Genomic DNA, 23,008 nt, shown 5'->3' on the forward strand with positions numbered 1-23,008 from the left:
GGCGGGCCTCGTCCGCCGACCCTGGGGACGCGGGCTGCTCGGGACCGGACACGCGACCGAGCGTAGGTGCCGCTCCCTCAGTCGACCGGCTGACCCAGCCCCTCGAGGACCTCGGCACCCGGCAGGGCCGCGAGCACCGCCCCGGACACCGCGAGCTTGCTGCCACGGGTGCCCGAGCCGACCACCAGGAGGTCGGCGGCCGCGACCGCCGGGTCGACGAGCACCGGCCACGAGGCCGGCAGCCCGATCGGGGTGATCCCGCCGTAGGCCATCCCGGTCTCGGCGACCGCGACGTCCTGGGGCGCGAAGGACGCCTTGCGCGCGCCCAGGTGCCGGCGCACCAGCCCGTTGACGTCCGCGCGGGTGGTGGCCAGCACCAGGCAGGCGGCGAGGGTGGTCTCCCCCGCCCGGCGGGCGGCGACCACGACGCAGTTGGCCGAGGCGGTCGCCGGCACGCCGTAGGAGTCGGTGAACGCCGCGGTGTCGGCCGACTCCTCGTCGATCGCGGCGACCCAGGCCGGGCCGGACAGCCCGGGCAGCGCGGCAGCGACCGGCGCGCCGAGGAGGTCCGGGTGGTCGGTGGCGGGCAGCCAGGTCAGCGAGCCGAGCTGTACAGCGGTCATGGGCTGATCCTGCGGCACCGGGCAGCCGGTCCGCTCGGCCGGGCCGGCCGGACTCCCGCGCCCCGGCGGCCGGGTTCTCGCTGGTCGGGGGCCTCCTGGCCGGGAGAGGATGGCGGCCATGATCGGTCAGCTGCACTCCGTGGTCATCGACACCCCCGACCCGCACGCCCTGGCGACCTTCTACGCCGAGCTGCTCGGCATGGACGTCGCGGGCGAGCCCGGCGACGACTGGGTCGTGGCCACCGGCGCCGGCTACCGGATCGCCTTCCAGCAGGCCCCGGACCTGCAGCCCCCGGACTGGCCGGACCCCGACCGCCCGCAGCAGTTCCACCTCGACATCCGGGTCGCCGACGTCGACGTCGCCGAGCCGCAGGTGCTCGAGCTGGGCGCCCGCCGGCTGCCCGGGGGCGGCGGCGACTTCCGGGTCTACGCCGACCCGGTCGGGCACCCGTTCTGCCTCGTCTGGGACGCAGTGTGACCCCGGACCTGACGACCGCCAGCGCGTTCGTCGCGGCGACCGGCCTCGAGCTGACCGAGGTCACCGGCACCCGGGTGGCCGGGTCCATCGACCTCGGGCCGACCCACCACACCCCGTGGGGCGTGGTGCACGGCGGCGTCTACTGCACCGTCGTGGAGTCCGCGGCCAGCATCGGTGCCAGCACCGCGGTGGCCGAGCGCGGCCAGTTCTCGGTCGGGGTGTCCAACCAGACGGACTTCCTCCGGCCGATGACCGCCGGCCGGCTCGACGTGGTCGCCGAGCCGGTCCAGCAGGGGAAGACGCTGCAGCTGTGGCTGGTCACGCTCACCCGCGAGGACGGCAAGCTGGTCGCCCGGGGGCAGGTCCGGCTGCAGAACGTGCCGCTGCCCGGCGCGTGACCGACCGCGTCGCGCGGGCCGTCGCCGCCGCAGCGGCGGTCGCCCGGGCCCAGGGGCTCCCCCGTCCGGACCCGGTCGTGCTGCACGACGGGGTCAACGTGGTGGTGCACCTGCGCCCGGCCCCGGTCGTGGCCCGGGTCGCGACGCTGACCCCGCTGCTGCGGCCGGCGATCGGCGGACCGTTCGGGCGGGAGGTGGCGCTGGCGACGGCGCTCACCGGGGTCGGCGCCGCCGTCGTCCCACCCTCGGACCTGCTGCCGCCCGGCCCGCACGAGCAGGACGGGCTGACCCTCTCGTTCTGGCGCCACCTCGAGGTGCTGCCCGAGCGACCGACCCCGGCGCAGGCTGGTGCGGCGTTCGGGGAGCTGCACGCCGCGCTGGCCGACCTGCCACCGCTGTGGACGGGCTCACCGCTGGACACCCCGCTGGAGGACCTGGCGGAGTTCGCCGTGCAGGGTCGCGAGCTCGGCGCGGACCCGGCACTGGTCGACCGGACGGCCGAGCTGGTCGCCCGGCTGCGGCCGCTGCTGACCGGGCCGGAGACGACGCTGCACGGCGACACCCACCCGGGGAACCTGCTCCGCACGCCGGCGGGCTGGGTGTGGGCCGACCTGGAGGACACCAGCCGGGGTCCGCTGGGCTGGGACCTGGCCTGCCTGCGCCGGACCAGCAGGCTGGACGGGCGGGCCGCCCTCGACGCGCTGCCGGGCGCACCGACCGATGCCGACCTCGCGCCGTTCGGCTGGCTCCGCGCGCTGCACGCCGCGGCCTGGTGGCACGTGCACGCCGTCCGGGTGCCGGCCGACCTCGCTGCCGCCCGGGACCAGCTGAGGACGGCGGTCGAGGAGGTCAGCGCAGGGCTGCGGGCACCGCCGCCGGGTCGAGGACGACCCGGAACAGCGCGCGGGGGTCCTGCAGCGTCGCCGGTGGCCGGGCCGCCGACCGGGGCACCACGTGGCTGAACCGGGCCGGTCGACGGTGCGGCAGCAGCTCCCGGCCGGCGAAGGAGTAGTCCCCCACCACCTCGCCGAGCAGCAGGCCGGCGCCGCGCTCGACCGGCAGTCCGACCAGGTCACCGGGCGCCATCTCGTCCAGGAAGGCCGACAGCTGCCGCAGGTCCTTGCTGGGACGTTTGTCGGCGAGCTCCTTGGCCAGCGCCCGCAGCTGCGCCGGTGACAACCCGGTGGCGTCGACGTCGATGCCGGCCTGGGTGCCCAGCCCGACGATGCCGGTGGCCAGGGCGGCGCCCAGCTCGGTGTGCGCCCGGGGGCGCACCACCCACACCGGCACGCCGGAGGGCAGGGAGGCCGGCGGGACGTCGTCGGCGCCCGGCCACTTGTAGGGCAGGTCGTCGGGGTCGCCGGGGAAGTGCGACCGGTAGGCGTCCGGGTCCTTGGCCAGCAGGTTGGAGCGGTGCGAGAGGTGCAGCTCCTCGTCCCCGACCCAGCTCGGCAGCAGGCCGGCGGCCGCCGCCTCGGCCTGGGTCATCGTCGCCGCATCCGGCGCGAACTCGGCGATGAGCGTCTCGGTGCTGTCGGCGAAGCCGCGCTCCCGCCAGACCCGCACCATCGCCAGCGAGTAGACGACGAGGCCCGCGGTGTGCCCGCGCCACATCGTCACCACGGGGTGGTTGGCCCAGCCGTAGTCGGGCAGCTCGAGCGCGCGCAGCACCTGCAGGCACTCCACGCGCTGCTTGCCGAGCCGGGGGTTGTCCAGGAGCCGGGCGGACTCGGTGAAGTCGGCGACCGGGAGGAACGTCTGCATCGCGGTCCATCTTGGTCGAACGTCGACGAAGTCGCCCGATCAGCGGCCTTCCTGCAGGGGCCCACCACGAGCTTGCGAGGGGTGGGGGGCAGGGAGGTCCTTCACCACTGGTCCAGCTCGCGCAGTGCCGCCTCCCACTGGGTCCGCCGCTCGTCGTCGTCCTGGTCCCACCAGGCCGGGCCGCGCTCGCCGAGGCCGGTCTTGGCCAGCTGCACCCGCGCCCGGGCGGCGGCCACCGCGTCGTCGTCCCCGCGGGAGGTCCGCACCGCGGAGCGGGCCACCCCGAGGTGGTGCAGCAGCCGGCTGCGGACGTCCGCGGGCAGGGCAGGGTCCGCCGTCCGCCAGCGCCGTCCGTCGACGACGATCCAGCGGCCGTCGTCGGTGTGCTCGACCTCGCGGGCCACGGTCAGGCGACCCGGCGGGCCAGCTCCGGGAGCACCGCGCCCAGCGGTGCGTCCACCTTGAGGTCGGCCTTGGCGTCACCGCGGGTGGGGCCGGAGTTGACGATGGCCACCGGGATGCCGCGCTTGGCGGCGTGGATGACGAACCGGTAGCCGCTCATCACGGTCAACGACGAGCCCAGCACCAGCAGCGACCGGGCGGAGTCGACCAGCCCGAAGCAGTGGTCGACGCGGTCCCGCGGGACGGTCTCGCCGAAGAAGACGACGTCGGGCTTGAGCGGCCCGCCGCCGCAGGCCAGGCAGTCGACCATCACGAACCCGTCGAGGGCCTCCTCCGGCAGTTCCACGTCCCCGTCCGGGTTCACCTCCTCGGTGACCTCCGGCCGGAACCCCGGGTTCGCCGCCCGCAGCCGGACGTCGAGCGCGGCCCGGTCGGCGACGTCCCCGCAGCCCAGGCAGACCGTGCGGTCCAGCCCGCCGTGCAGCTCGACGACGTCCCGCGCGCCCGCGGCCTGGTGCAGCCCGTCGACGTTCTGGGTGATCACCTCGCCCACCGCCCCGGCCGCCTGCAGCGCCGCGACCGCCCGGTGGCCGGCGTTCGGGCGGGCGTCGCCGATCTGCCGCCAGCCGACGAAGCTGCGCGCCCAGTACCGGTGCCGGCCGCGCGGGTCGCGGGTGAAGGTCTGCCAGGTCATCGGGGTGTGCCGGCGCAGCGACCCGGTCGCGCCCCGGTAGTCGGGGATGCCGGAGTCGGTGGACAGGCCGGCGCCGGAGAGGACCAGTGCACCGCCGTCGGCGAGCAGGTCAGCGAGCGCGGGGACGCCCTCCAGGGCCACGGGTGCTGCGGTCACCGGCCCATCGTCCTTGCCCGGCGACCGATGCGCCCGTGCCCGGCTCAGCCGGTGGTGACCGCCTGCTCGAGCCGCTCCAGGAACGCCTCGTGGATGCGGGCCAGGCCCTTGGGCGCGAAGGTGCGCTCGAAGAACCCGCCGATGCCCCCGGCCCCGTTCCACGTCGTTCGCGCCCGCACCGTGCTGACCCCGGCGTCGGCCGGGGAGACGGTCCAGGTGGTGACCATGCTGGAGTTCGCGTCGCTCTCCACCAGCGCACCGTCGGGGCCGGCGGTGACGACGACGTCCTGCTCGCGGACCCGCTTGGCGGTGGCCTGCAGCCGCCAGTGCACCCGGGTGCCGGCGCCCCGCCCGCCGGCGTCGACCCGGTACTCGCTGTACTGCTCGGGCAGCGCGGCGGGGCGGGTGGTGACGTAGTCGGCGAGCGCGGCGCGGACCACGTCCGCGGGTGCTCGTACGACGCGTTCGGCGGTGGCGACGACCTGGCCCATGCCCGTCATCCTGCCCGGCCCCGCGCGCGTCTCACCAGCAGCTGCACACCCCGCTCAGGTGATCACCGCCACCGGGGGGGCGTCAGCCACTACTGTCGCCGCGGGACGCCGCCGGCAGGAGGCCGGATGCCTGCGGCGAGCGCGGTGCCCGACCACGTTCCGGCGAGACGCCACATCCAACGACGGAGGCGGCCGGTTGCTCGCGCGACAACGACAGGAACGGATCCTCGAGGCGGTCCGGGCGCACGGCGGTGCCCGGGTCTCCGACCTCGTGAGCCTGCTCAACGTCTCGGAGATGACGGTGCGGCGGGACATCGCCACCCTCGCCGGCCGGGGGCTGGTCGCCCGGGTGCACGGTGGCGCCACCGCCCTGGACGGCCGGAGCGCCGACGAGCCCGGCTTCCTGGCCAAGTCGGCCATGGCGCTGCGCGAGAAGGCGGCCATCGCCCAGGTCGCTGCAGGCCTGGTCGAACCCGGCGACTCGGTGGCGCTCTCCGCCGGGACCACCACCTACGCCGTCGCCGAGGCCCTGCTCGGGGTGGCCGACCTGACCGTGGTCACGAACTCGCTGCCGGTGGCACGGCTGCTGCACGAGAGCGCCCGCCGCGACCTCACCGTGGTGCTCACCGGCGGGGTGCCGACGCCCTCGGACGCCCTCGTCGGGCCGGTCGCCGTCGGCGCCCTGCGCGGCCTGCACGTGGACTGGCTCTTCCTCGGCGTCCACGGCATCGACGAGCACGCCGGCCTGACCACCCCCAACCTCGTGGAGAGCGACACCGACCGGGCGCTGGTGGCCGCCGCGCGCCAGGTGGTGGTCGTCGCCGACTCCTCCAAGTGGCGGATCGTCGGGCTGAGCAGCATCGCCACGCTCAGCGAGGTGGACGTGCTGGTGATGGACTCCGGCCTGCCCGAGGCAGCACGCCGGGAACTGGCCGCCCGGGTGGGCCGGCTGGCGATCGCGGAGGTGCCGGGCGCGCCCGGGTGACCAGCACGACCGGCGGCGTGTGGAGTGGGGACCCCGGCACCGTCACCAGACCGTGATGTGACCCTTGCTTGCGCGACTGTGTCCGTTCCTGTTCGATCTGGTCCGGCGGGAGGTCCGGCCCGCACCAGGCAACGAGGCCTCACAGGGAGCGCACACATGACACGCACGATCGCCCACCGACGGACCGCACTGCGGCCGTCCCGCATCCTCGTCGCCGGCGCCACCGCGGCCCTCGTGCTCAGCGGCTGCGCCAACAGCGGCGACAGCGACGACAGCTCGGCCGGGTCGGCGTCCACCGGCTCCGGGGCCGCGCAGCAGACCGTCGAGAACACCACGGCCTCCGGCGAGGGCTGCACCCTGGAGAGCTACGGCATGCAGAAGGTGGACCTCAAGGGCGCCATCGTCGGGTTCTCCCAGTCCGAGCCGGACACCGCGGCCTTCCGCGCCGCCGAGACCCAGTCGATCAAGGACGAGGCGGCGAAGGTGGGCGTCAAGCAGCTGCTGGTCACCAACGCCAACGCCCAGCTGACCAAGCAGATCTCCGACATCCAGGACATGCTCAACCAGGGTGCTCAGGTGCTCATCGTCGCGCCGGTCAACTCCGACGGGCTCGACCCGGCCCTGGCCGCGGCCAAGGCCAAGGGCGTCCCGGTGCTGACCATCGACCGCAAGGTCACCAACGCCTCCTGCTCGGACTACCTGGCCTTCATCGGCTCGGACTTCGAGGACCAGGGCAAGCGCGCTGCCGACGCCATGAACGAGGCCACCGACGGCAAGGCCAACGTCGCGGTGCTGCTGGGCTCCTCCGGCAACAACGTCACCGACCTGCGGACCTCCGGGTTCGAGGACCAGGTGAAGGCGGAGTACCCGGACATCAAGATCGTCGCCTCGCAGACCGGTGACTTCGACCGGTCCAAGGGCCAGTCGGTGGCCGAGCAGCTGCTCCAGTCCAACCCCGAGATCGACGCCATCTACGCCGAGAACGACGAGATGGGGCTCGGCGCCATGCAGGCCGTCCTGAGCGCCGGCAAGCAGCCCGGCACCGACGTCAAGATCGTGTCGATCGACGGCACGCGCAACGCCGTGCAGGCCATCGTGGACGGGCAGTACAACGCGGTCATCGAGTCCAACCCGCGGTTCGGTCCGCTGGCCTTCTCGACGCTGACCGACTTCATGAACGGGGAGGCCATCCCCGAGGACATCATCATCGCCGACGACGAGTACACCCCCGAGAACGCCGAGTCCGAGCTGGCCAACGCGTTCTGAGTCGTCGCTGACTGCTCATCCCACCGGCGCCCCCGGCCCCTCCCGGGCCGGGGGCGCCTCCGCACAACTCGACGAGGAGTCGTGGTGGCCGAGCCGACCGCTGCCCACAGCCGTGCACCCGGCCTGACCGAGGACGACGCCGGGCCGCTGCTCACCGTCCGGGGCGTGGAGAAGTCCTTCAGCGGCGTCCACGCCCTGCGTGGGGTCGACCTCACCCTCGCGCGTGGGTCGATCCACGCCCTGGTGGGCGAGAACGGGGCCGGGAAGTCGACCCTGATCAAGGTCCTCACCGGCGTGCACGCCGCCGACGCCGGCGAGGTGCGCTTCCGCGGGCAGCCGGTGGCCTTCACCCGCCCTGCCGACGCGCAGGACGCCGGGATCTCCACGGTCTACCAGGAGATCAACCTGGTCCCACTGCTGACCGTGGCGCAGAACATCTACCTGGGCCGGGAGCCGCGTCGGCGCGGCCTGGTGGACACCCGCGGGCTGAACAGGCAGGCCGCCGAGCTGGTCCAGCGCCTGGGCATCGAGGTGGACGTCCGGGCGAAGCTCGGCTCGCTGGGCCTCGGCGTCCAGCAGATGGTCGCCCTGGCCCGCGCCGTCTCGATCGACGCGCGCGTGGTGATCATGGACGAGCCGACGTCCTCGCTGGAGGTCCGCGAGGTCGAGACGCTGTTCGGCGTCGCCCGCACGCTGGCCGCCTCCGGTGTCGGCCTGCTCTTCGTCTCGCACCGCATGGAAGAGCTCTGGACGCTCTGCGACACGGTCACCGTCCTGCGTGACGGCCGCGTCGTGCACACCGGCCCGATGGCGGCGCTGGACCGGGTTGGCCTGGTCTCGCTGATGCTCGGCCGGGAGGCCAGCGACGTCCGCGCCGGTGGCACCACCGACTTCGGCGACTCGCACGCGCACGGCACCGCCCCGCTCCTCTCCGTCTCGGGGGTCCAGGTGCCCAACCGGCTGCGCGGCGTCGCCCTGACCGCCCGGCCGGGTGAGGTGGTCGGCCTCGGCGGCCTGCTGGGCTCCGGGCGCAGCGAGACGCTGAAGGCGATCTACGGCGACCTGCACACCACCGCGGCCGACGTCGAGATCGACGGCCGGCGGGTGAGGACGGGGTCGGTCAGCCGCTCGCTGGAGGCCGGCATCGCGCTGCTCTCGGAGGACCGCAAGGCAGAGGGGATCATCCCGGACCTGTCGGTGCGGGACAACATCGCGCTCGCGGTCATGCCCCGGCTGTCCCGGCTCGGGATCATCTCCGACTCGAAGGTCGACGCCCTGGTCGAGGTGTTCATGCGACGCCTGCAGATCAAGGCCTCCAGCCCCCGGCAGAAGGTCCGCGAGCTGTCCGGCGGCAACCAGCAGAAGGTGCTCATCGCCCGCTGGCTGGCCACCGAGCCCAAGGTCTTCCTCCTCGACGAGCCCACCCGCGGCATCGACGTGGGTGCCAAGCGCGAGGTGCAGGGCCTCATCGACGAGCTCGCCGAGCAGGGGCTGGCCGTCGTGCTGGTGTCCAGCGAGATGGACGAGCTGGTCGAGGGGAGCGACCGGATCGTCGTCCTGCACGACGGCGAGGTCTCCGGGGAGCTGACCGGCGACCAGCTGACCTCCGCGCACCTGCTCACCGCCCTCGCCGGGGGCACCCCCTCGGACACCAGCACCTCGCACCCCAGCACCTCGGACACCGGCACCGCCGCCGGCGCAGGAAGGAGCGACCGTGGCTGAGCACACGGCGACCGCGATCGAGTCGGCGGCCCCGCCGCCGGCGGAGGAGACCCCGGACCGCAGGCGCGGTCCGGACGGCGCGTGGTTCCGGCGCAACGGCGTCTACGTGGGCCTGGTCGTGCTGGTCCTGGTCAACCTGGTCATCACCCCGCACTTCGCCAGCACCGGGTCGCTGCGGCTGCAGCTGGTGCAGGTCGCCCCGATCATCGTGGTGAGCCTGGGCATGGCGATGGTCATCGGCACCGGCGGCATCGACCTCTCGGTCGGCGCCGTGATGGCGCTGACCGCCGCGGTCATCCCGCTCTACATCGGCTACGGCACCCTGGGCGCCATCGGGGCCGGCCTGCTCGCCGGCGTGCTCGCCGGCGCGCTGTCCGGCTCGGTGATCGCCCGGGTGGGCGTCCAGCCGATCATCGCCACGCTGGCGGTCATGGTCGGCGGCCGCGGCCTGGCCAACATCATGGGCGGCCAGATCAAGAGCATCCGCGACCCCGGGTTCCGCGAGCTGGGCAGCGGCAAGCTGCTCGGCATCCCCTGGGTCGTCCTGATAGCGATCGTCGTCATCGTCGCGGTGGCGCTGCTGATGACCCGCACCACGTACGGCCGCCAGCTGGTCGCGATCGGCGGCAACGCACGCGCCGCGGCGCTGGCCGGTCTCCCGGTCAAGCGGGTGCTCACCACCGTCTACGTGGTCTCCGCGCTGCTGGCCGCCCTCGCCGGCGTGCTGCTGGTGGCCCGCAACCAGGCCAGCGACCCGACGCGGCTGGGCCAGCTGGTCGAGCTCACCGCGATCACCGCGGTCGTCGTCGGCGGCACCCCGCTGACCGGCGGCCAGGTGCGCGTGTTCGGCACGGTCGCCGGCGCCCTGCTGATGCAGCTGATCACCTTCACCCTGGTCGCCCACAACATCACCGACTCCGTGGCCCAGATGGTCCAGGCGGTCATCGTCGTCCTGGCCGTCTACGCCACCGTCGGCACCCGGATGCGGCGGAGGTCGCGCGCATGAGCACCGTCGAGACGACGCCCCAGGCCGTCGGGACGTCGGCCGCCACCCGCCGGCTGCAGGTCGTGCAGCGCATCCAGCAGCAGGGCGCGCTGGTGGTCCTGGTGCTGCTGAGCGTCATCGCCAGCGTCCAGTTCGACTCCTTCGCCACCGGGCCGAACATCCGGTCGATCGCGCTGCAGGCCTCGTTCCTGGCGGTCATCGCACTGGGGATGACCTTCGTCATCTTCACCGGGGGCATCGACCTGTCGGTCGGGTCGGTGTTCGCCCTCGGCGGGGTGCTGGCGGCGTGGGCCTCGCAGTACGGCACGCTCCCCGCGCTGCTGGTGCCGCTGGCCGTCTGCGGGGCGATCGGCCTGGTCCAGGGTCTGATCATCGCGCACGCCAAGCTGGCGCCGTTCATCGTGACGCTGGCCGGCCTGCTCTTCGCCCGCGGGCTGCTGCTGTTCATCAGCGACGAGGGCGCGACGGTCTACAAGGTCCCGGCGGACAGCGGCTTCCGCGAGTTCGCCCAGGGCAGCTTCCTGGGCATCGGGTTCCCGATCTGGCTCGTGGTGGTCTTCTACGCGCTGGGCGCCCTGATCCTGCACCGCACGTCCTACGGGCCCACGGTGCTGGCCATCGGTGGCCAGGAGGACGCCGCCGAGCTGATGGGCCTGCCGGTGGCCCGTACCAAGGTGATCACCTACACCGCGAGCGGGCTGCTGGCCGGGTTCGCCGGCGTGCTCATCGCCTCCTACACCTCCTCCGGGGTGCCGATCATCGGCGTGGGCACCGAGCTGCAGGCGATCTCCGCAGTCGTGCTGGGCGGCACCCTGCTCGCCGGTGGCGCCGGCACCGTGCTGGGCACCCTGATCGGGGTCCTGCTGCTGCAGGTCATCGCCAACGTGATCAACCAGGTGGGGTCGCTGAACTCCAACTGGCAGGACCTGGTCAGCGGCGCGATCCTGCTCGCCGTCGTCGTCCTGCAGCGGTACCTGGCCGGCCGGGCCAGACGGTGACGGCGGACAGCTCGACCCGCTGGACCATCCGCTCGGGCGGCCACGAGGCCGTGATCGGCCGCCGGGGCGCCGGCCTGTGCGCCTACACCGTCGACGGTGTGGACGTCGCCGACCCGCTCGGTGAGCAGGAGGTGCCGGAGGCCTACCAGGGGCTGGTGCTCGCGCCCTGGCCCAACCGCGTGCCCGACGGGCGCTGGAGATGGGCGGGCCAGGAGCTGCAGCTGCCGGTCAACGAGGTCCCCACCGGCTGCGCGCTGCACGGCCTGGTGGCCTGGACGGCGTGGAGCCCGCGCAGCGTCACCGAGGACGCCGTCGAGCTGGGGGTCACGGTCGAGCCCCAGCCCGGCTACCCCTTCGCCCTCGACCTGACCGTCCGCTGGTCGGTGGCCGCCGACGGGCTGCACTGCCGGATCGGCGTCGAGAACACCGGCTGGACGGCGGCACCGTTCGGGGTGGCCGTGCACCCCTACGTCGTCCTGCCCGGCTGCACCGTCGACGACCTGGACCTGACCCTGCCCGCGGCCTCCTGGCTGGAGACCGACGAGCGGTTGCGGCCGGTCGCCCTGCGGCCGGTGACCGAGGGCGGGCACGACCTCCGGAACGGCGCACCCCTGCGCGGGCGCCGGCTGGACACCGCGTTCACCGACGTCTCGGGCACCTCGGTGCAGGTCGCCGGCGGTGGGCGCGCGCTGGAGGTCTGGGCGGACGAGGCCTTCGGCTGGTGGCAGGTCTACACCTCGGACTACTTCCCGGCCGACTCCCCGCGGCACCGCCGCGGGCTGGCCGTGGAGGCGATGACCTGCGGGCCCGACGCCTTCAACACCGGCCAGGACCTGCTCGTCCTGGAGCCGGGCGAGCGGTGGGGCGCCGAGTGGGGGGTCCGCCCGGCCTGAGCGGTCAGCTGCTCTCGCGCACCACGAGCCGGTGCTGAGCGGTGATCACCTGGGCCGGGCTCTCGTCGCCGGCCAGCCGGTCCCGCAGCGACCCCAGCGCCAGCCGGGCGATGCCGTCCTTGTCCGGGGCCACCGTGGTCAACCGCGGGACGGCGAACCGGCCGTCCTCGACGTCGTCGAAGCCGACCAGGGCGACGTCCTCGGGCACCCGCAGGCCGGCGTCCACGACGGCGCGCAGCGCGCCGAGGGCCAGCTCGTCGCTGAAGCAGAACGCCGCGTCCGGTGCCGGGTCGGCGCGCAGCAGCTCGGTCATCGCCCGGTGGCCCTCGGCCCGGTGCAGCGAGGAGACCGGCGCCTCCAGCCCCGGCAGCCCGGCAGCCGCGATCGCCTGCCGGTAGCCGAGCTCCCGCTGGCGGGCCGTCTCGCTGGCCGGCGCGGACGACGCCCCGACCGCGGCGATCCGGCGCCGGCCGCGCTGCACCAGGTGGGTGACGGCCGCGGCGGCCGCGGCGACGTTGTCGATGACGACGTGGTCCACCGGCGGCGTCCCGGCGTGCTCCCCGAGCAGCACGATCGGGGTGGCGTCGGGGCGCTCGGCGAGCTCCTCGGCGGTCACCGACCAGGGGCTGAAGATGACCCCGTCGACCAGCTGGCTGCGCTCGCCGCGCAGCAACCGGCGCTCCCGCTCGCCGTCGCCGTCGGTCTGGTCGATCAGCACGGTCCAGCCGTCGGCCTCGGCGATCCGGACGGTGCGCGCGGCCAGCTCGGAGAAGTAGGGCGAGTCGATCTCCGGCACGACCAGCGACAGCAGCCCGGTCCGGCCGCTGCGCAGGGTGCGGGCGGCCACGTTGGGCCGGTAGCCCAGCGCGGCGATGCTCGCCTGCACGCGGGCCCGGGTGTCGGGAGCCACGTAGCGGAAGTCGTTCACCACGTTGGAGACGGTCCGGACCGAGACGCCCGCGTGGGCGGCGACGTCGCGCAGACGCACCATGCCGGGGCTCCTCCCCTGGGTTCCGAACTCACCTCAGGGTATCTCTTGCAACGTGGCATGCCACGTTGCAAGATGACGGTAGCCACTGAGAGGGAGAACACGATGACGACCACGTCCCCGGCCGCCACGGACACCGACGTCCAGGCCAAGCGCGACACGATCTACACCGACGGCATCGTCGGCGTCCCCGGCGCCTTCCCGACCGAGTGGGCCGACCGGCTGCGCGAGGACATCGAGGTCGCCTTCGCCGAGGCGCGCTCCCGTGAGGGCGGCGCCGTCGGCCGTGGCCCCAACCGCTGGTACGTCGAGGTGCACCCCGAGCAGATCCGCGGCTTCTTGGAGCTGGTCACCCACCCGACCGTCACCGGCGTCTGCGCGGCCGTCCTCGGCCCGGACTACGAGATCGTCGAGATCGGCTTCGACATCCCCTTCCCCGGCGCGATGAACCAGCCCTGGCACCGCGACTTCCCGTCCCCGGAGATCACCCGCGAGCAGAAGGTCATCAACTCGCTGGCCATCAACGCCACCGCGGTCGACACCGAGCCGGACATGGGCCCCTTCGAGATCGCCCCCGGCACGCAGTTCGACGACGACCCGTCGTTCAAGCACGGCATGTTCCCGGAGAAGGACTGGTACCCCCGGTTCGAGGAGCGCTCGGTGCGCAAGTTCCCGAAGCGTGGCGACATCTCGATCCGTTCGGCGCTGACCATCCACCGCGGCACGAAGAGCGAGTCGGACAAGGCCCGCCCGGTGCTGGTGCTCGGTGTCGACGCCCCCGGCGCCGGCAACGGCGACAAGCACGACATGGCCGTGACCAAGGCGTTCTGGGAGACGCTGCCCGAGTCGGTGCGCGCCCACCTGAAGTGCCCGGTGGTCGACGAGCTCACCCCGATCACCCAGAAGCACAACATCGAGGGTCTGGTGATGGGTGAGGCCTGATCCACCGGCCCCGCACGCGCGACAGGCGCCGTCCCCCTCGTCGGGGGGCGGCGCCTGTCGCGTGCAGAGGAGCGGTCAGACCTCGGCGGGGGCGTCGGTGACGACCGGGGTCGCGGTGGTCAGGGCGTGGGCGCCGCAGGTGCAGGTGCCACCGTTGCGGGCGGACAGGACCAGGGAGACCGCGTGGGCGCGGTCGCGGGCACCCAGCTTGCGCAGGATCGCCTTGACGTGGGACTTCACGGTGTCCTCGGAGATGAACAGCGCCTTGCCGATCGCCCGGTTGGACTGGCCCTGGAGCAGCTCGTCGAGCACGTCGGACTCCCGGCGGGTCAGCGGCACCTCCGGGGTCAGCTCGCGGGACACCGGCACCTCCCCGGCCTCACCGCGGCGGATCTGCGGGTCGACCACGGTCCGCCCGGCCCGGGCGGCCAGCACCGCCCAGCCCAGCAGCGTCGGGGAGGTGTTCATCAGCAGGTAGCCGCGCACCCCGGCGGCCAGCGCCTCGTTGACCACGGCCGGGTCCTCGGCGGTGCCGATCGCCACGATCGCGATCTGGGGATAGCGGCGGCGCAGGTCCCGGCAGGCGTTCAGCGTCGCCGCCCGGCCGGTGCCCAGCTCCACGATCACCGCGTCGGGGCGGGCGGTCTCGGCCAGGGTCAGCGCCCGCCGCGGCTCACCGGGGGTGCCCACCGCCTGCAGACCGGCGGTCTCGTTGACCATGCCGATCAGGCCACGGCGCAGGACCGGGGCGTCGGCGAGGATGAGGACGCGGGTCACGCCGCGGGTGGTGCCGGCCATCGGGGTGGACACGTTGCTTGCTCCGCTCACAGTGGGTGATCGACTGACAACCAGTAGATCGACCGGGTGAACGGGTTGCTTGAACACTTTCCTGGTCCAACCTCGACGAGCTCGGCCGGCGTCCTCACGCACCGTGGCCGGCGGGACCTCGGTCAGCGCATCTGGTCGCGGCGGAACCGGGCCGGCCGCCGCACCGTGTCCTGGCCGGCCCAGGCCGTGCGGCCCCAGGTCACCTGCTCCGGCGAGGGCAGCGGCAGCGGGTCGCCGGAGGAGGTGACGTCCAGCCTGCTCAGCGCGCCGCCCTCGACGAAGAGCAGCACGTTGCCGACGGGCCGCCCGTCCGGGCCGACGACGGTCCCCTCGACCGGTGCGGCGCCACCGGAGGACGTGGTCGGCACGTCGCTGGGCACCTGCAGGTCGAGGGTGCCGCACCCGCAGCTGCAGCCCGGGGTCGCCGTCGCCCGGTCGACCTGGGCCCGCAGCTCGGCCGCGCCGGGGAAGTCGTGGGCGAGCAGGGCGTGCAGCAGCGCCCGCGCGTCCGCGGACAGCGGGGCGGGGTCCTCGCGCGGCCGGGTGTTCGAGGCGGTCATGCGACCAGTGTCGCCTGCGTCCCGGCAGGGGACGACGGGCCCCCGGGGCTGGCCGGCTCAGGCCGTCCAGCGGGCCGGGATGCGGCGGGTGTCGGCGCCGGCCACCGTGCGCTCCTGCGCCGCGGCCAGCAGCAGAGCCACCTCGTCGGCCCGGTCCGGTGGCACCGAGAGCGGCAGCCGCAACCTCCGGTCGGCGGTGCCGTCGACGGTGAACCGGGGTCCCGGTGTCACCCGCAGGCCCAGGTCGAGGGCGTGCGCGGCCAGCCGGGTGGAGCTGTACCCGGGCAGCCGCGCCCAGAGCACGGCGCCCGCCTGCGGCCGGACCACGCGCCAGTCGGGGAGCCGCTCCGCCAACGCGGTCAGCAGCGCGTCCCGGCTGGCCCGCAGCCAGGCGACCCGGTCGGCGAGCACCTCGTCGGCGACCGCCAGCAGCCGGGCCGCCACCAGCTGCTCGAGCACCGGGCTGCTGAGGTCGATGGTGCCGCGCACCTGCGCGAGCCGGGCCAGCAGCGGGGGGTCGGCGCGGACCCAGCCCACCCGCAGCCCGGACCAGTAGGCCTTGCTCATCGAGCCCAGGGTCACCACCCGGCGGTCGAGCGCGGCCATCGGGGTCCGCGGCCCGCCGTCGAGCACCAGCTCGGTGAAGGTCTCGTCGGCGACGACCACCGGGGCGTCGAGCGCGGCCAGCAGCGCGCGGCGCTGGGCGTCGTCGGCGAGCAGGCCCGTGGGGTTCTGCCCGTCGGGGGTGAGCAGTGCGATCTCGGCCGCGGCGACCGGCAGCTCCCAGCCGTCGGCGCTCACCGGCAGCGCCACCGGCCGCAGGTGGTTGGCCGCGACGGCGTCCAGCGCCGCCGGGTAGGTGGGCTGCTCCACGAGCGCCCGCTGCCCCGGCCGGGTGACGGTGCGCAGCAGCAGGTCCCAGCCGGCGAGCGCGCCGTTGGTGACCAGCACCTGCTCGGGCGCGGTACCCAGCCCGCGGCGGGTCAGGTGTACGGCGACCGCGGTGCGCAGCGCGGGCAGTCCGAAGGGGTGCAGCCCGTACCCGGCCAGCAGCGGGCGCAGGTCGGCGGTGGCCCCGGCGACGGCGTCCAGCAGCTGGGCCGGCGCGGGCGCCGCGGCGACGGTCAGGTCCTCGACGACGGCCGGCTCCCCCGGGTCGGCGTCCGGGCGCACCGGCGCGGACGACGGCAGGAGGACCCGGCTGCCGGCACCGGCGGCGCTGTGCAGGTACCCCTCGGCGCGGAGCACGTCGTACGCCGCGGTGACCGTGGTGCGGCTGCGCCCCAGCGCGGCGGCGAGCTGCCGTTCGGACGGGAGGCGGGAGCCGACCACCAGCCGGCCGTCCAGGGCGAGGCCGCGCACGCCCGCGGCCACGCCCGCGTATGCCGGGCCTCCGACCAGCCAGGGCGACAGCAGCTCGGCGAGACGGTCGGTGCGCACTGGGTCATCCTGCGCGACTTGGCCTGGTCGCGACAGGGCCAAGACGTCGGACTTGGCCCTGTCGCCGGGACGGCGGTCACTGCCAGCGTGGGCGCATGCGCCTGATCGAACCCGTGCCCGCCGACCGCCGTCCCGCCCGGTTCGGGCTGCTGCTCGCCGGGCTGGTCGCGTACGGGATCAGCGTCGGGCTGATGCTGCGGGCCGAGCTCGGGCTGATGCCGTGGAGCGTGCTGGGCCAGGGCTTGTCGGAGAGCTTCGGCCTGGGGGTCGGCACGTGGTCGATCATCACGGGGGTCGTCGTCCTGCTGCTGTGGATCCCACTGCGCCGCCGCCCCGGCTTCGGCACGCTGGGCAACGTCGTGCTGGTCGGGCTGACCATCAACGCCACGCTGGCCGTGCTGCCCGAGGTGCGCACCGTCGGCGTCCAGGTGCCGCTGCTGCTGGCCGGCATCGTGCTCAACGGGGTGGCCACCGGCGCCTACATCGGTGCCGGGCTGGGCGCGGGCCCGCGGGACGGGCTCACCACCGGCATCGCCGCGCGGGGGCACTCGCTTCGGGTGGTCCGCACGTCCATCGAGGTGGCCGTGCTCGGGATCGGCTGGCTGCTCGGGGGCACGGTCGGCGTCGGCACCGTGCTCTACGCCGTGACCATCGGGCCGATCATGCACCGCACCGTCCCCGCGCTGCGGTTGCGGACGCGGCCCGCCACCCGCGACGTCGGGCAGGCGACACCCGCGCGGCCATGAGCCGCCCTGGCTTGAGATTCGAATCGGCGAGTCGGTGGATCGACCGGCACTCGGTCCGCCTGCCGCCGCTCGGCGAGTGCGACGCCTCGTGCCCGGGGCAGGCAACACGGCGGGACCGCAGGTCCACGCCGGCTCGACCGAGCCGTCAGCCGTTTGCTGGTGCCCCCGGCAGGATTCGAACCTGCGGCACACGGTTTAGGAAACCGATGCTCTATCCCCTGAGCTACGGGGGCTGACGGTGCCGATGTCCCCCACGCACCGCCGCCTGGGCGGCACCCATCCTGGCACGAGGAACCGGCTCGACGACCGCCCAGGTCCGATCGCCCCTCTCGCTGCGGACGGGGACGCGTCATCGGTCGGTCACCGCCGCTGCGCACCTTCTAGTCCAGGTCGATGAGTCGACAAGGCGATCAACGAAAGGGCAACCGCCGAAGCAGCCGGCTCGGCCGACGCCCGCTCGCCGGCGCACCGCCGTTCGCACGTCGTTCGACGCCTGGTCGGCGCCGCAGGCCTTTGGAGCGCTGCACCGGCTCCGGCGGAATGCAGACGGCCCCGTTCAGCAGCGGGCGGCGGCAACCGGCCAGCAGCTCGCCACCAGCCCTACGAGAAGCACGGACGTCCCTGAAGCCTGTCGGACGCAGACCTGGGCATCGCCCAATCAATCGAATCTGCCGTCCTTGTCAGCTTCTGGGGCGCTTCCGGACAGGTCTGGTGGCAAGTTGAGGGGTGCGTGTGACAAGTGGGACAGAAACGCACAAGCAGACTTGAGCTAGAGCTGATTCTTGACCCAAGACTGCCGATAACTTGGGCGTCGCCCCCGGGATCGAAGCAACGGGGCCCCGGACCCCTTCCGACTCCACTTCACGAACAGGACCCCACCCGTGACTTGCACCGCGATCGACCAGGCCCGCCCCTCCCGGTGGCGTGGCCTCACCGTCTCGACCACCGCCGCCGCGATCCTGATCGGCTCCATCGCTGCCGGCGCCCCGGCCATGGCCGCCTCCCAGACCGCCGAGATCGGTGGCACCGTCCAGGTCGGCAGCACCGTCACCGCCATCGCCTCGGGCTGGACCAACGCCAACTACGAGTGGCTCGAGACGCTCCCCGACAAGAGCGTCAACGTGGTCACCGACGGTGACACCGACGACAAGACCTTCACGATCCCGGCACAGCTCCGGCTCGACGATGCCCAGCTGAGCGTCCGGGTTTCCGAGAAGGCTGACACGTCCGTCGTTCCCGTGGAGAGCGCTAAGCAGACCGTCGCAGCCGGCAAGATTGCGGCCAGCTCCCCGACGATCTCAAACATCACTGACGCTAAGAACGTCACCGACCCGACCAGCGCCGCGCCGAAGGTCGGCGACACCCTGAAGGTCGCCTCGTCGGTGAGCAAGCCAGCCACTGCCAATGCCCCGACCTACGAGTGGTACGCCGGGACTTCGAATGTCAGCATCGGCAGCGGGTCGACCTACACCCTCACCGGCGCCGAGGCCGGCAAGACCGTGTACGCCATGGCCACCACCACGGCGCCCGGCTACAACAATGATGTCTCGCCGAGCGCGGCCACCAAGACCGTCGCCAACGGCACCTTTACCTGGACGAGCCTGACCCTCTCCAACACCAACGTTGGTGAAAACTTGACGGCAACGGCCGTGGTGACGCCCACGCTGACCACCCCGCCCGCGATCAACTACAAGTTCGCTACCGGCAGCACGGTCCTGCAGGACGGTCCCAGCAAGTCGTACACCCTCAAGGACAGCGACGCCGGCAACTCGATCACGGTTACGGCCACGGCCGCAGCCACCGGGTACACCGACGCGTCCCAGACTGCCACCGTCGCCAAGGTCGGCAACGGCAGCTTCGTTGTTGGGGCTCCGCTCATCGACGGCACCGCCACCGTCGGCCAGACCCTCACTGCGTCGCCGAATGCTTCGGACCCGAGCACCCTCGGCTTCACCTACCAGTGGGCGACCGTCGATGCGACCACCGGCGTGAGCACCAACATCAGCGGCGCGAACGGCGCGAAGTACACGCTGGTCGGGGCGGACGCCGGCAAGAAGATCACCGTCACCATCTTCGGCTCGAAGAAGGGCTTCAACAGCGCCAGCGCAACCGCAGTCGCGCCGACGTCCGTCGTTGCCCAGGGCTCGCTCGTCAGCTCTGCGCCGGCGATCACCGGCACGGCGGTTGTCGGCAAGACGCTGACCGCCACCCCTGGCACGACCACCCCGGTCCAGGACAGCTACACCTACCAGTGGTACGCCGGCAACGCCGCCATCACCGGCGCCACCGGGTCGACCTTCGTCCCGACCGCCGACCAGGTGGGCAAGAAGCTCACCGTCGACGTGACCGCCGTCAAGACGGGCTACGCCTCTCGGACGCAGCCCAGCGCAGAGACCCTGCCGGTGTCCGCGAGCGACATGACCAGCGGGGTGCCGACCATCTCCGGCACTGCCAAGCTCGGCGAAACCCTGACGGCGACCGCCGGCAAGGCCAACGTGGAGGGGACGATCCCCTCCTACCAGTGGTCAACGGTGTCCACTGATGGCAAGACCCTCGTCCCGATTGCCCACGACGCCAACGAGAGCACCTTCAAGCTCACCGCTCTCGAGGTCGGCAAGAGCGTCGCTGTGACCGTCACCGCGATCAAGGCGGGCTACAACGACGACACCCAGACCAGCAAGAAGACCGCCGTGGTGCTCGCGGGTGACCTGGCCGCCGACAAGATCGGTGCGCCGGCGTGGGCAACATCCCCGAAGGTGAACGGCGCGGCTCCTGCCGTGAACCCGGACCCGTCCACGGCCACGAAGGAGTGGGACTCGGGCACCACGTTCACCTACGCATGGGCTCTCAATGGCGTCACCGTCCAGGGGCAGACCGGTCCTTCGTACTCGTGGACAGACGGTTCCGCTTCCTACTCGGCGCTCAAGCCCTCGGACGCGGGCAAGAAGCTCAGCGTCACCGTGACTGGCACCAACGCTGCGGGCTACGCCGGCAAGGTCGTCCTCGAGAAGACGGTCGCTTTCGCTTCCTTCACCAACCTGGACACGCCGACCATCAGCGGCGCGGCGGGCGTCGGGAACACCCTGCGGGCGGACGCCGGCGACTCGTACGGTGAGAAGCTCAGCTACCAGTGGTACCGCGGTACCAAGGCGATCGACAAGGCCACGAAGTCGTACTACAAGGTGGCCAAGGCCGACATGGGCCAGCAGCTGTCGGTCCGGGTCACCCACTCGGCCACCGGCTACGTCACCAAGACCGTCGGCAGCGCCAAGACCGCGGCGGTGGCCACGGCCTTCAGCTCGGCCAAGGCGGCGAAGATTTACGGCACCACCACGGTCGGTAGCACGCTGACCGCGAAGGTGTACTCGTGGAGCCCGAAGGGCGCGACGTTCGGCTACCAGTGGGAGCGTGACGGCGTCGCCATCACCGGTGCCACCGGTCTCAGCTACCAGCTGGTCGACGAGGACGTGAACTCGGAGATCACCTTCACGCTGACCGGCAAGAAGCACGGCTACGCCACCACCGCCGTGACCAGCAACCCCCGCACGATCGCCGAGTAAGGAGAAGGCACTGGACGACCAGCACTGACGCAGCACCCCCAGCGGGCGCGGCGGGCCGACAGGCCCGCCGCGCCCGTCGGCGTTGGGCAGCCACCCCGGTCCTGCTGACGTTCGTCGGAGCAGGGGACCCCTCGACGTTCCTGGCCACTCCCGGGGGACGCGGGAACATCCCCGTGGGTGAACTCGTCGGAAGAGATAGGGGCGCTGTCGTGCCGCAACGGTTACCTTGACTGAGCACGAGCCCCGGCAACGGCGCCGGCGGCGCGGGAGGTGGAGATCTGATGGAGATCACGGTGGTCGACGTCCCCGAACGGGGTCGCTTCGAGATCCGGGACGGCGAGCAGTGCGTCGGACTGGCCAGCTACCACGTGGACGGCGGTGTGATGACCCTGCCGCACACCGAGGTCGACCCGTCGCGGGGCGGCCGTGGCTTGGGCACCGAGCTGGTCCGCGGCGTGCTGACCGCGGCCCGCGAGCGCCACCTGCACGTGCTCCCCTACTGCTCCTTCATCCGCAAGTACCTCCTCGACCACCCGGAGGAGCTCGACCTCGTCGCCGAGGCCGACCGCCCGACGTTCGGGCTGGCGACCGCCAACAGCTGATCCACCCAGCGGGTTGGGCACGACCTTCTTAGGCTCTACCGGTGCCCACTGCGCTGCTCTGGTTCCGCCGCGACCTGCGCCTCAGCGACCACCCGGCCCTGCTGGCCGCGGTCGACGCGGCCGGCCCGGACGGCACCGTCGTCCCGCTGTTCGTGTTCGACGACCGGCTCTACGGCCCCTCGGGCGACCCGCGCCGCCGCTTCCTGCTCAATTGCCTGACCGAGCTCGACGCGGACACCGGTGGCGCTCTCGTCCGGCGCACCGGGAACCCGGCCGACGTCGTCCCGGCGCTGGTCGCCGAGCTGGGCGCGGTCAGCGTGCACGTCACCGCCGACGCCGGCCCTTACGGGCGCGAGCGCGACGAGGCGGTCGAGCGGGCGCTGGGCGAGGTCCCCCTCGTCCGCACCGGCTCGCCCTACGCGGTCGCGCCCGGCCGGGTCACCAAGCGCGACGGCACCCCGTTCCAGGTCTTCACGCCCTTCTCCCGCGCCTGGCGGGAGCACGGCTGGCACTCCCCCGCCGCCCGGCCCGACCGCGTCCCGTGGCAGACCGGGGTGCGCTCGGACCCGGCGCCCGAGCCACCGGACCTCGGCGGCGTCGCGCTGCCCCCGGCCGGCGAGTCCGCCGCGCTGGAGGCCTGGCACCGGTTCCGCGACGAACGGCTGCTCGGCTACGACGAGGGCCGCAACCTCCCGGGCACCAACGGCACCAGCCGGCTGTCGGCCTACCTGAAGTACGGCTGCATCCACCCCCGCACGCTGCTGGCCGACCTCGCGGCCGAGGAGGGGCAGGCGTCGGTCCGCCGCTACACCGACGAGCTGGCCTGGCGGGACTTCTACGCCGACGTGCTGTGGCACCGGCCCGACTCGGCCCGGCAGTACCTCAAGCCCGAGCTGCAGGGCATGGGCTACGACTCCGGCCCGCACGCCGAGGAGCTGGTGCACGCCTGGGAGACCGGCCGCACCGGCTTCCCGATCGTCGACGCCGGGATGCGTCAGATGCTCGGCGAGGCCTATGTGCACAACCGGGTGCGGATGATCGTCGCGTCGTTCCTGGTCAAGGACCTGCACCAGGAGTGGACCCTGGGCGGCCGGTACTTCATGCAGCACCTGGTCGACGGCGACCTGGCCAGCAACCAGCACGGCTGGCAGTGGGTCGCCGGCACCGGCACCGACGCCTCGCCCTACTACCGGGTGTTCAACCCGATCACCCAGGGCAAGAAGTTCGACCCCGACGGCACGTACGTCAAGCGCTGGGTGCCCGAGCTGCGCGACGTGGACCCGGCGTACGTGCACGAGCCGTGGACGGCGCCCGGCGGTCTGCCGGCCGGTTACCCGGAGCGCATCGTCGACCACGCGCACGAGCGCGAGGTGAGCCTGGACCGGTACAACCGGGTCCGCGCGAACGGATGAGGATCACGTCCTCCATCGTGGCAGACCGCGTCCGCGCAGGTCACGCTGGTGTCA

23 protein-coding genes and 1 tRNA gene are annotated in these 23,008 nt (G+C 73.2%); 14 read left to right on the forward strand and 10 right to left on the reverse strand.

The window, feature by feature from the left end; genetic code table 11:
* Positions 1 to 77 precede the first annotated feature (77 nt).
* On the reverse strand, positions 78 to 623 hold the full coding sequence (locus FHL79_RS15145; protein WP_138759419.1) for a YbaK/EbsC family protein: 546 nt from the start codon (positions 621 to 623) through the stop codon (positions 78 to 80).
* Between the two features lie 118 nt (positions 624 to 741).
* On the opposite strand from FHL79_RS15145, the gene FHL79_RS15150 reads away from it, so the two are divergent.
* The 3 genes from FHL79_RS15150 to FHL79_RS15160 are packed head-to-tail and all read left to right on the forward strand — an operon-like array spanning position 742 to position 2,461.
* Complete coding sequence (locus FHL79_RS15150) at positions 742 to 1,101, forward strand: VOC family protein (RefSeq protein ID WP_138759420.1); 360 nt, start codon at positions 742 to 744, stop codon at positions 1,099 to 1,101.
* Positions 1,098 to 1,499: a PaaI family thioesterase gene (locus FHL79_RS15155; protein WP_138759421.1), complete on the forward strand. Its 402-nt coding sequence runs from the start codon at positions 1,098 to 1,100 to the stop codon at positions 1,497 to 1,499. The genes FHL79_RS15150 and FHL79_RS15155 overlap by 4 nt, the downstream gene beginning before the upstream one ends.
* On the forward strand, positions 1,496 to 2,461 hold the full coding sequence (locus tag FHL79_RS15160; RefSeq protein ID WP_138759422.1) for an aminoglycoside phosphotransferase family protein: 966 nt from the start codon (positions 1,496 to 1,498) through the stop codon (positions 2,459 to 2,461). The genes FHL79_RS15155 and FHL79_RS15160 overlap by 4 nt, the downstream gene beginning before the upstream one ends.
* Here the strand turns inward: FHL79_RS15160 and FHL79_RS15165 are convergent.
* From FHL79_RS15165 to FHL79_RS15180, 4 genes are all read right to left on the reverse strand, one after another.
* The gene (locus FHL79_RS15165; RefSeq protein ID WP_138759423.1) at positions 2,349 to 3,263 is read right to left on the reverse strand and encodes an MSMEG_6728 family protein; all 915 of its coding nucleotides are present in this window, start codon (positions 3,261 to 3,263) and stop codon (positions 2,349 to 2,351) included. The two genes, FHL79_RS15160 and FHL79_RS15165, sit on opposite strands and share 113 nt — an antisense overlap.
* Positions 3,264 to 3,364: 101 nt before the next feature.
* The gene (locus FHL79_RS15170) at positions 3,365 to 3,667 is read right to left on the reverse strand and encodes a biopolymer transporter Tol (protein ID WP_138759424.1); all 303 of its coding nucleotides are present in this window, start codon (positions 3,665 to 3,667) and stop codon (positions 3,365 to 3,367) included.
* Between the two features lie 2 nt (positions 3,668 to 3,669).
* Entirely contained in the window at positions 3,670 to 4,515 is an 846-nt protein-coding gene (locus FHL79_RS15175; RefSeq protein WP_138759425.1) for an NAD-dependent protein deacetylase, read from the reverse strand.
* Positions 4,516 to 4,559: 44 nt separating this feature from the next.
* The gene (locus FHL79_RS15180) at positions 4,560 to 5,006 is read right to left on the reverse strand and encodes an SRPBCC family protein (protein ID WP_138759426.1); all 447 of its coding nucleotides are present in this window, start codon (positions 5,004 to 5,006) and stop codon (positions 4,560 to 4,562) included.
* Positions 5,007 to 5,202: 196 nt separating this feature from the next.
* Here FHL79_RS15180 and FHL79_RS15185 point away from each other — a divergent pair, with 196 nt between their 5' ends.
* From FHL79_RS15185 to FHL79_RS15210, 6 genes are all read left to right on the forward strand, one after another.
* Positions 5,203 to 5,991, forward strand: a complete 789-nt coding sequence (locus FHL79_RS15185; RefSeq protein WP_138759427.1) for a DeoR/GlpR family DNA-binding transcription regulator — start codon at positions 5,203 to 5,205, stop codon at positions 5,989 to 5,991.
* Positions 5,992 to 6,147: 156 nt separating this feature from the next.
* Positions 6,148 to 7,257, forward strand: coding sequence for an ABC transporter substrate-binding protein (locus FHL79_RS15190; protein ID WP_138759428.1), 1,110 nt, complete (start codon positions 6,148 to 6,150; stop codon positions 7,255 to 7,257).
* An 84-nt stretch (positions 7,258 to 7,341) separates the two neighbouring features.
* Entirely contained in the window at positions 7,342 to 8,979 is a 1,638-nt protein-coding gene (locus FHL79_RS15195; protein ID WP_246080827.1) for a sugar ABC transporter ATP-binding protein, read from the forward strand.
* Positions 8,972 to 9,985 carry an ABC transporter permease gene (locus FHL79_RS15200; protein WP_218938481.1) on the forward strand — a complete coding sequence of 338 codons (1,014 nt, stop codon included), beginning with the start codon at positions 8,972 to 8,974 and terminating at the stop codon, positions 9,983 to 9,985. Before FHL79_RS15195 ends, FHL79_RS15200 begins: the two co-directional genes overlap by 8 nt.
* Positions 9,982 to 10,983, forward strand: coding sequence for an ABC transporter permease (locus FHL79_RS15205; RefSeq protein WP_138759429.1), 1,002 nt, complete (start codon positions 9,982 to 9,984; stop codon positions 10,981 to 10,983). The genes FHL79_RS15200 and FHL79_RS15205 overlap by 4 nt, the downstream gene beginning before the upstream one ends.
* A complete protein-coding gene (locus FHL79_RS15210) occupies positions 10,980 to 11,876 on the forward strand; it encodes an aldose 1-epimerase family protein (protein ID WP_171058176.1) in 897 nt (298 codons plus the stop codon). The genes FHL79_RS15205 and FHL79_RS15210 overlap by 4 nt, the downstream gene beginning before the upstream one ends.
* A 4-nt stretch (positions 11,877 to 11,880) precedes the next feature.
* Here FHL79_RS15210 and FHL79_RS15215 read toward each other — a convergent pair whose 3' ends face one another.
* Complete coding sequence (locus FHL79_RS15215) at positions 11,881 to 12,867, reverse strand: LacI family DNA-binding transcriptional regulator (protein WP_138759430.1); 987 nt, start codon at positions 12,865 to 12,867, stop codon at positions 11,881 to 11,883.
* A 102-nt stretch (positions 12,868 to 12,969) separates the two neighbouring features.
* On the opposite strand from FHL79_RS15215, the gene FHL79_RS15220 reads away from it, so the two are divergent.
* Entirely contained in the window at positions 12,970 to 13,806 is an 837-nt protein-coding gene (locus FHL79_RS15220) for a phytanoyl-CoA dioxygenase family protein (RefSeq protein WP_138759431.1), read from the forward strand.
* A gap of 75 nt (positions 13,807 to 13,881) precedes the next feature.
* Here the strand turns inward: FHL79_RS15220 and FHL79_RS15225 are convergent, their stop codons facing one another.
* The 3 genes from FHL79_RS15225 to FHL79_RS15235 form a co-directional block, all read right to left on the reverse strand.
* A complete protein-coding gene (locus FHL79_RS15225; protein ID WP_138759432.1) occupies positions 13,882 to 14,616 on the reverse strand; it encodes a response regulator transcription factor in 735 nt (244 codons plus the stop codon).
* Between the two features lie 140 nt (positions 14,617 to 14,756).
* Positions 14,757 to 15,194: a hypothetical protein gene (locus tag FHL79_RS15230; RefSeq protein WP_138759433.1), complete on the reverse strand. Its 438-nt coding sequence runs from the start codon at positions 15,192 to 15,194 to the stop codon at positions 14,757 to 14,759.
* Between the two features lie 57 nt (positions 15,195 to 15,251).
* On the reverse strand, positions 15,252 to 16,634 hold the full coding sequence (locus tag FHL79_RS15235) for an aminotransferase-like domain-containing protein (RefSeq protein WP_171058177.1): 1,383 nt from the start codon (positions 16,632 to 16,634) through the stop codon (positions 15,252 to 15,254).
* Positions 16,635 to 16,729: 95 nt separating this feature from the next.
* On the opposite strand from FHL79_RS15235, the gene yczE reads away from it, so the two are divergent.
* Positions 16,730 to 17,380, forward strand: coding sequence for a membrane protein YczE (gene yczE, locus FHL79_RS15240; protein WP_138759435.1), 651 nt, complete (start codon positions 16,730 to 16,732; stop codon positions 17,378 to 17,380).
* A gap of 157 nt (positions 17,381 to 17,537) precedes the next feature.
* Here yczE and FHL79_RS15245 read toward each other — a convergent pair.
* Positions 17,538 to 17,613: transfer RNA gene (locus tag FHL79_RS15245), tRNA-Arg, on the reverse strand.
* 648 nt (positions 17,614 to 18,261) lie between these two features.
* Here FHL79_RS15245 and FHL79_RS15250 point away from each other — a divergent pair.
* From FHL79_RS15250 to FHL79_RS15260, 3 genes are all read left to right on the forward strand, one after another.
* On the forward strand, positions 18,262 to 20,940 hold the full coding sequence (locus FHL79_RS15250; protein WP_138759436.1) for a hypothetical protein: 2,679 nt from the start codon (positions 18,262 to 18,264) through the stop codon (positions 20,938 to 20,940).
* Positions 20,941 to 21,221: 281 nt separating this feature from the next.
* Positions 21,222 to 21,542: a GNAT family N-acetyltransferase gene (locus FHL79_RS15255; RefSeq protein ID WP_138759437.1), complete on the forward strand. Its 321-nt coding sequence runs from the start codon at positions 21,222 to 21,224 to the stop codon at positions 21,540 to 21,542.
* 41 nt (positions 21,543 to 21,583) lie between these two features.
* Entirely contained in the window at positions 21,584 to 22,954 is a 1,371-nt protein-coding gene (locus tag FHL79_RS15260; protein WP_138759438.1) for a cryptochrome/photolyase family protein, read from the forward strand.
* Positions 22,955 to 23,008 lie beyond the last annotated feature (54 nt).

It is taken from the genome of Modestobacter altitudinis, from assembly GCF_005930475.1.
GTDB lineage: Bacteria > Actinomycetota > Actinomycetes > Mycobacteriales > Geodermatophilaceae > Modestobacter > Modestobacter altitudinis.

Coding starts and splice junctions, on each gene's coding strand:
- FHL79_RS15145 (WP_138759419.1), bottom strand. CDS start 623: ATGACCGCTGTACAGCTCGGCTCGCTGACCTGGCTGCCCGCCACCGAC.
- FHL79_RS15150 (WP_138759420.1), top strand. CDS start 742: ATGATCGGTCAGCTGCACTCCGTGGTCATCGACACCCCCGACCCGCAC.
- FHL79_RS15165 (WP_138759423.1), bottom strand. CDS start 3,263: ATGCAGACGTTCCTCCCGGTCGCCGACTTCACCGAGTCCGCCCGGCTC.
- FHL79_RS15180 (WP_138759426.1), bottom strand. CDS start 5,006: ATGGGCCAGGTCGTCGCCACCGCCGAACGCGTCGTACGAGCACCCGCG.
- FHL79_RS15190 (WP_138759428.1), top strand. CDS start 6,148: ATGACACGCACGATCGCCCACCGACGGACCGCACTGCGGCCGTCCCGC.
- FHL79_RS15205 (WP_138759429.1), top strand. CDS start 9,982: ATGAGCACCGTCGAGACGACGCCCCAGGCCGTCGGGACGTCGGCCGCC.
- FHL79_RS15215 (WP_138759430.1), bottom strand. CDS start 12,867: ATGGTGCGTCTGCGCGACGTCGCCGCCCACGCGGGCGTCTCGGTCCGG.
- FHL79_RS15220 (WP_138759431.1), top strand. CDS start 12,970: ATGACGACCACGTCCCCGGCCGCCACGGACACCGACGTCCAGGCCAAG.
- FHL79_RS15230 (WP_138759433.1), bottom strand. CDS start 15,194: ATGACCGCCTCGAACACCCGGCCGCGCGAGGACCCCGCCCCGCTGTCC.
- yczE (WP_138759435.1), top strand. CDS start 16,730: ATGCGCCTGATCGAACCCGTGCCCGCCGACCGCCGTCCCGCCCGGTTC.
- FHL79_RS15255 (WP_138759437.1), top strand. CDS start 21,222: ATGGAGATCACGGTGGTCGACGTCCCCGAACGGGGTCGCTTCGAGATC.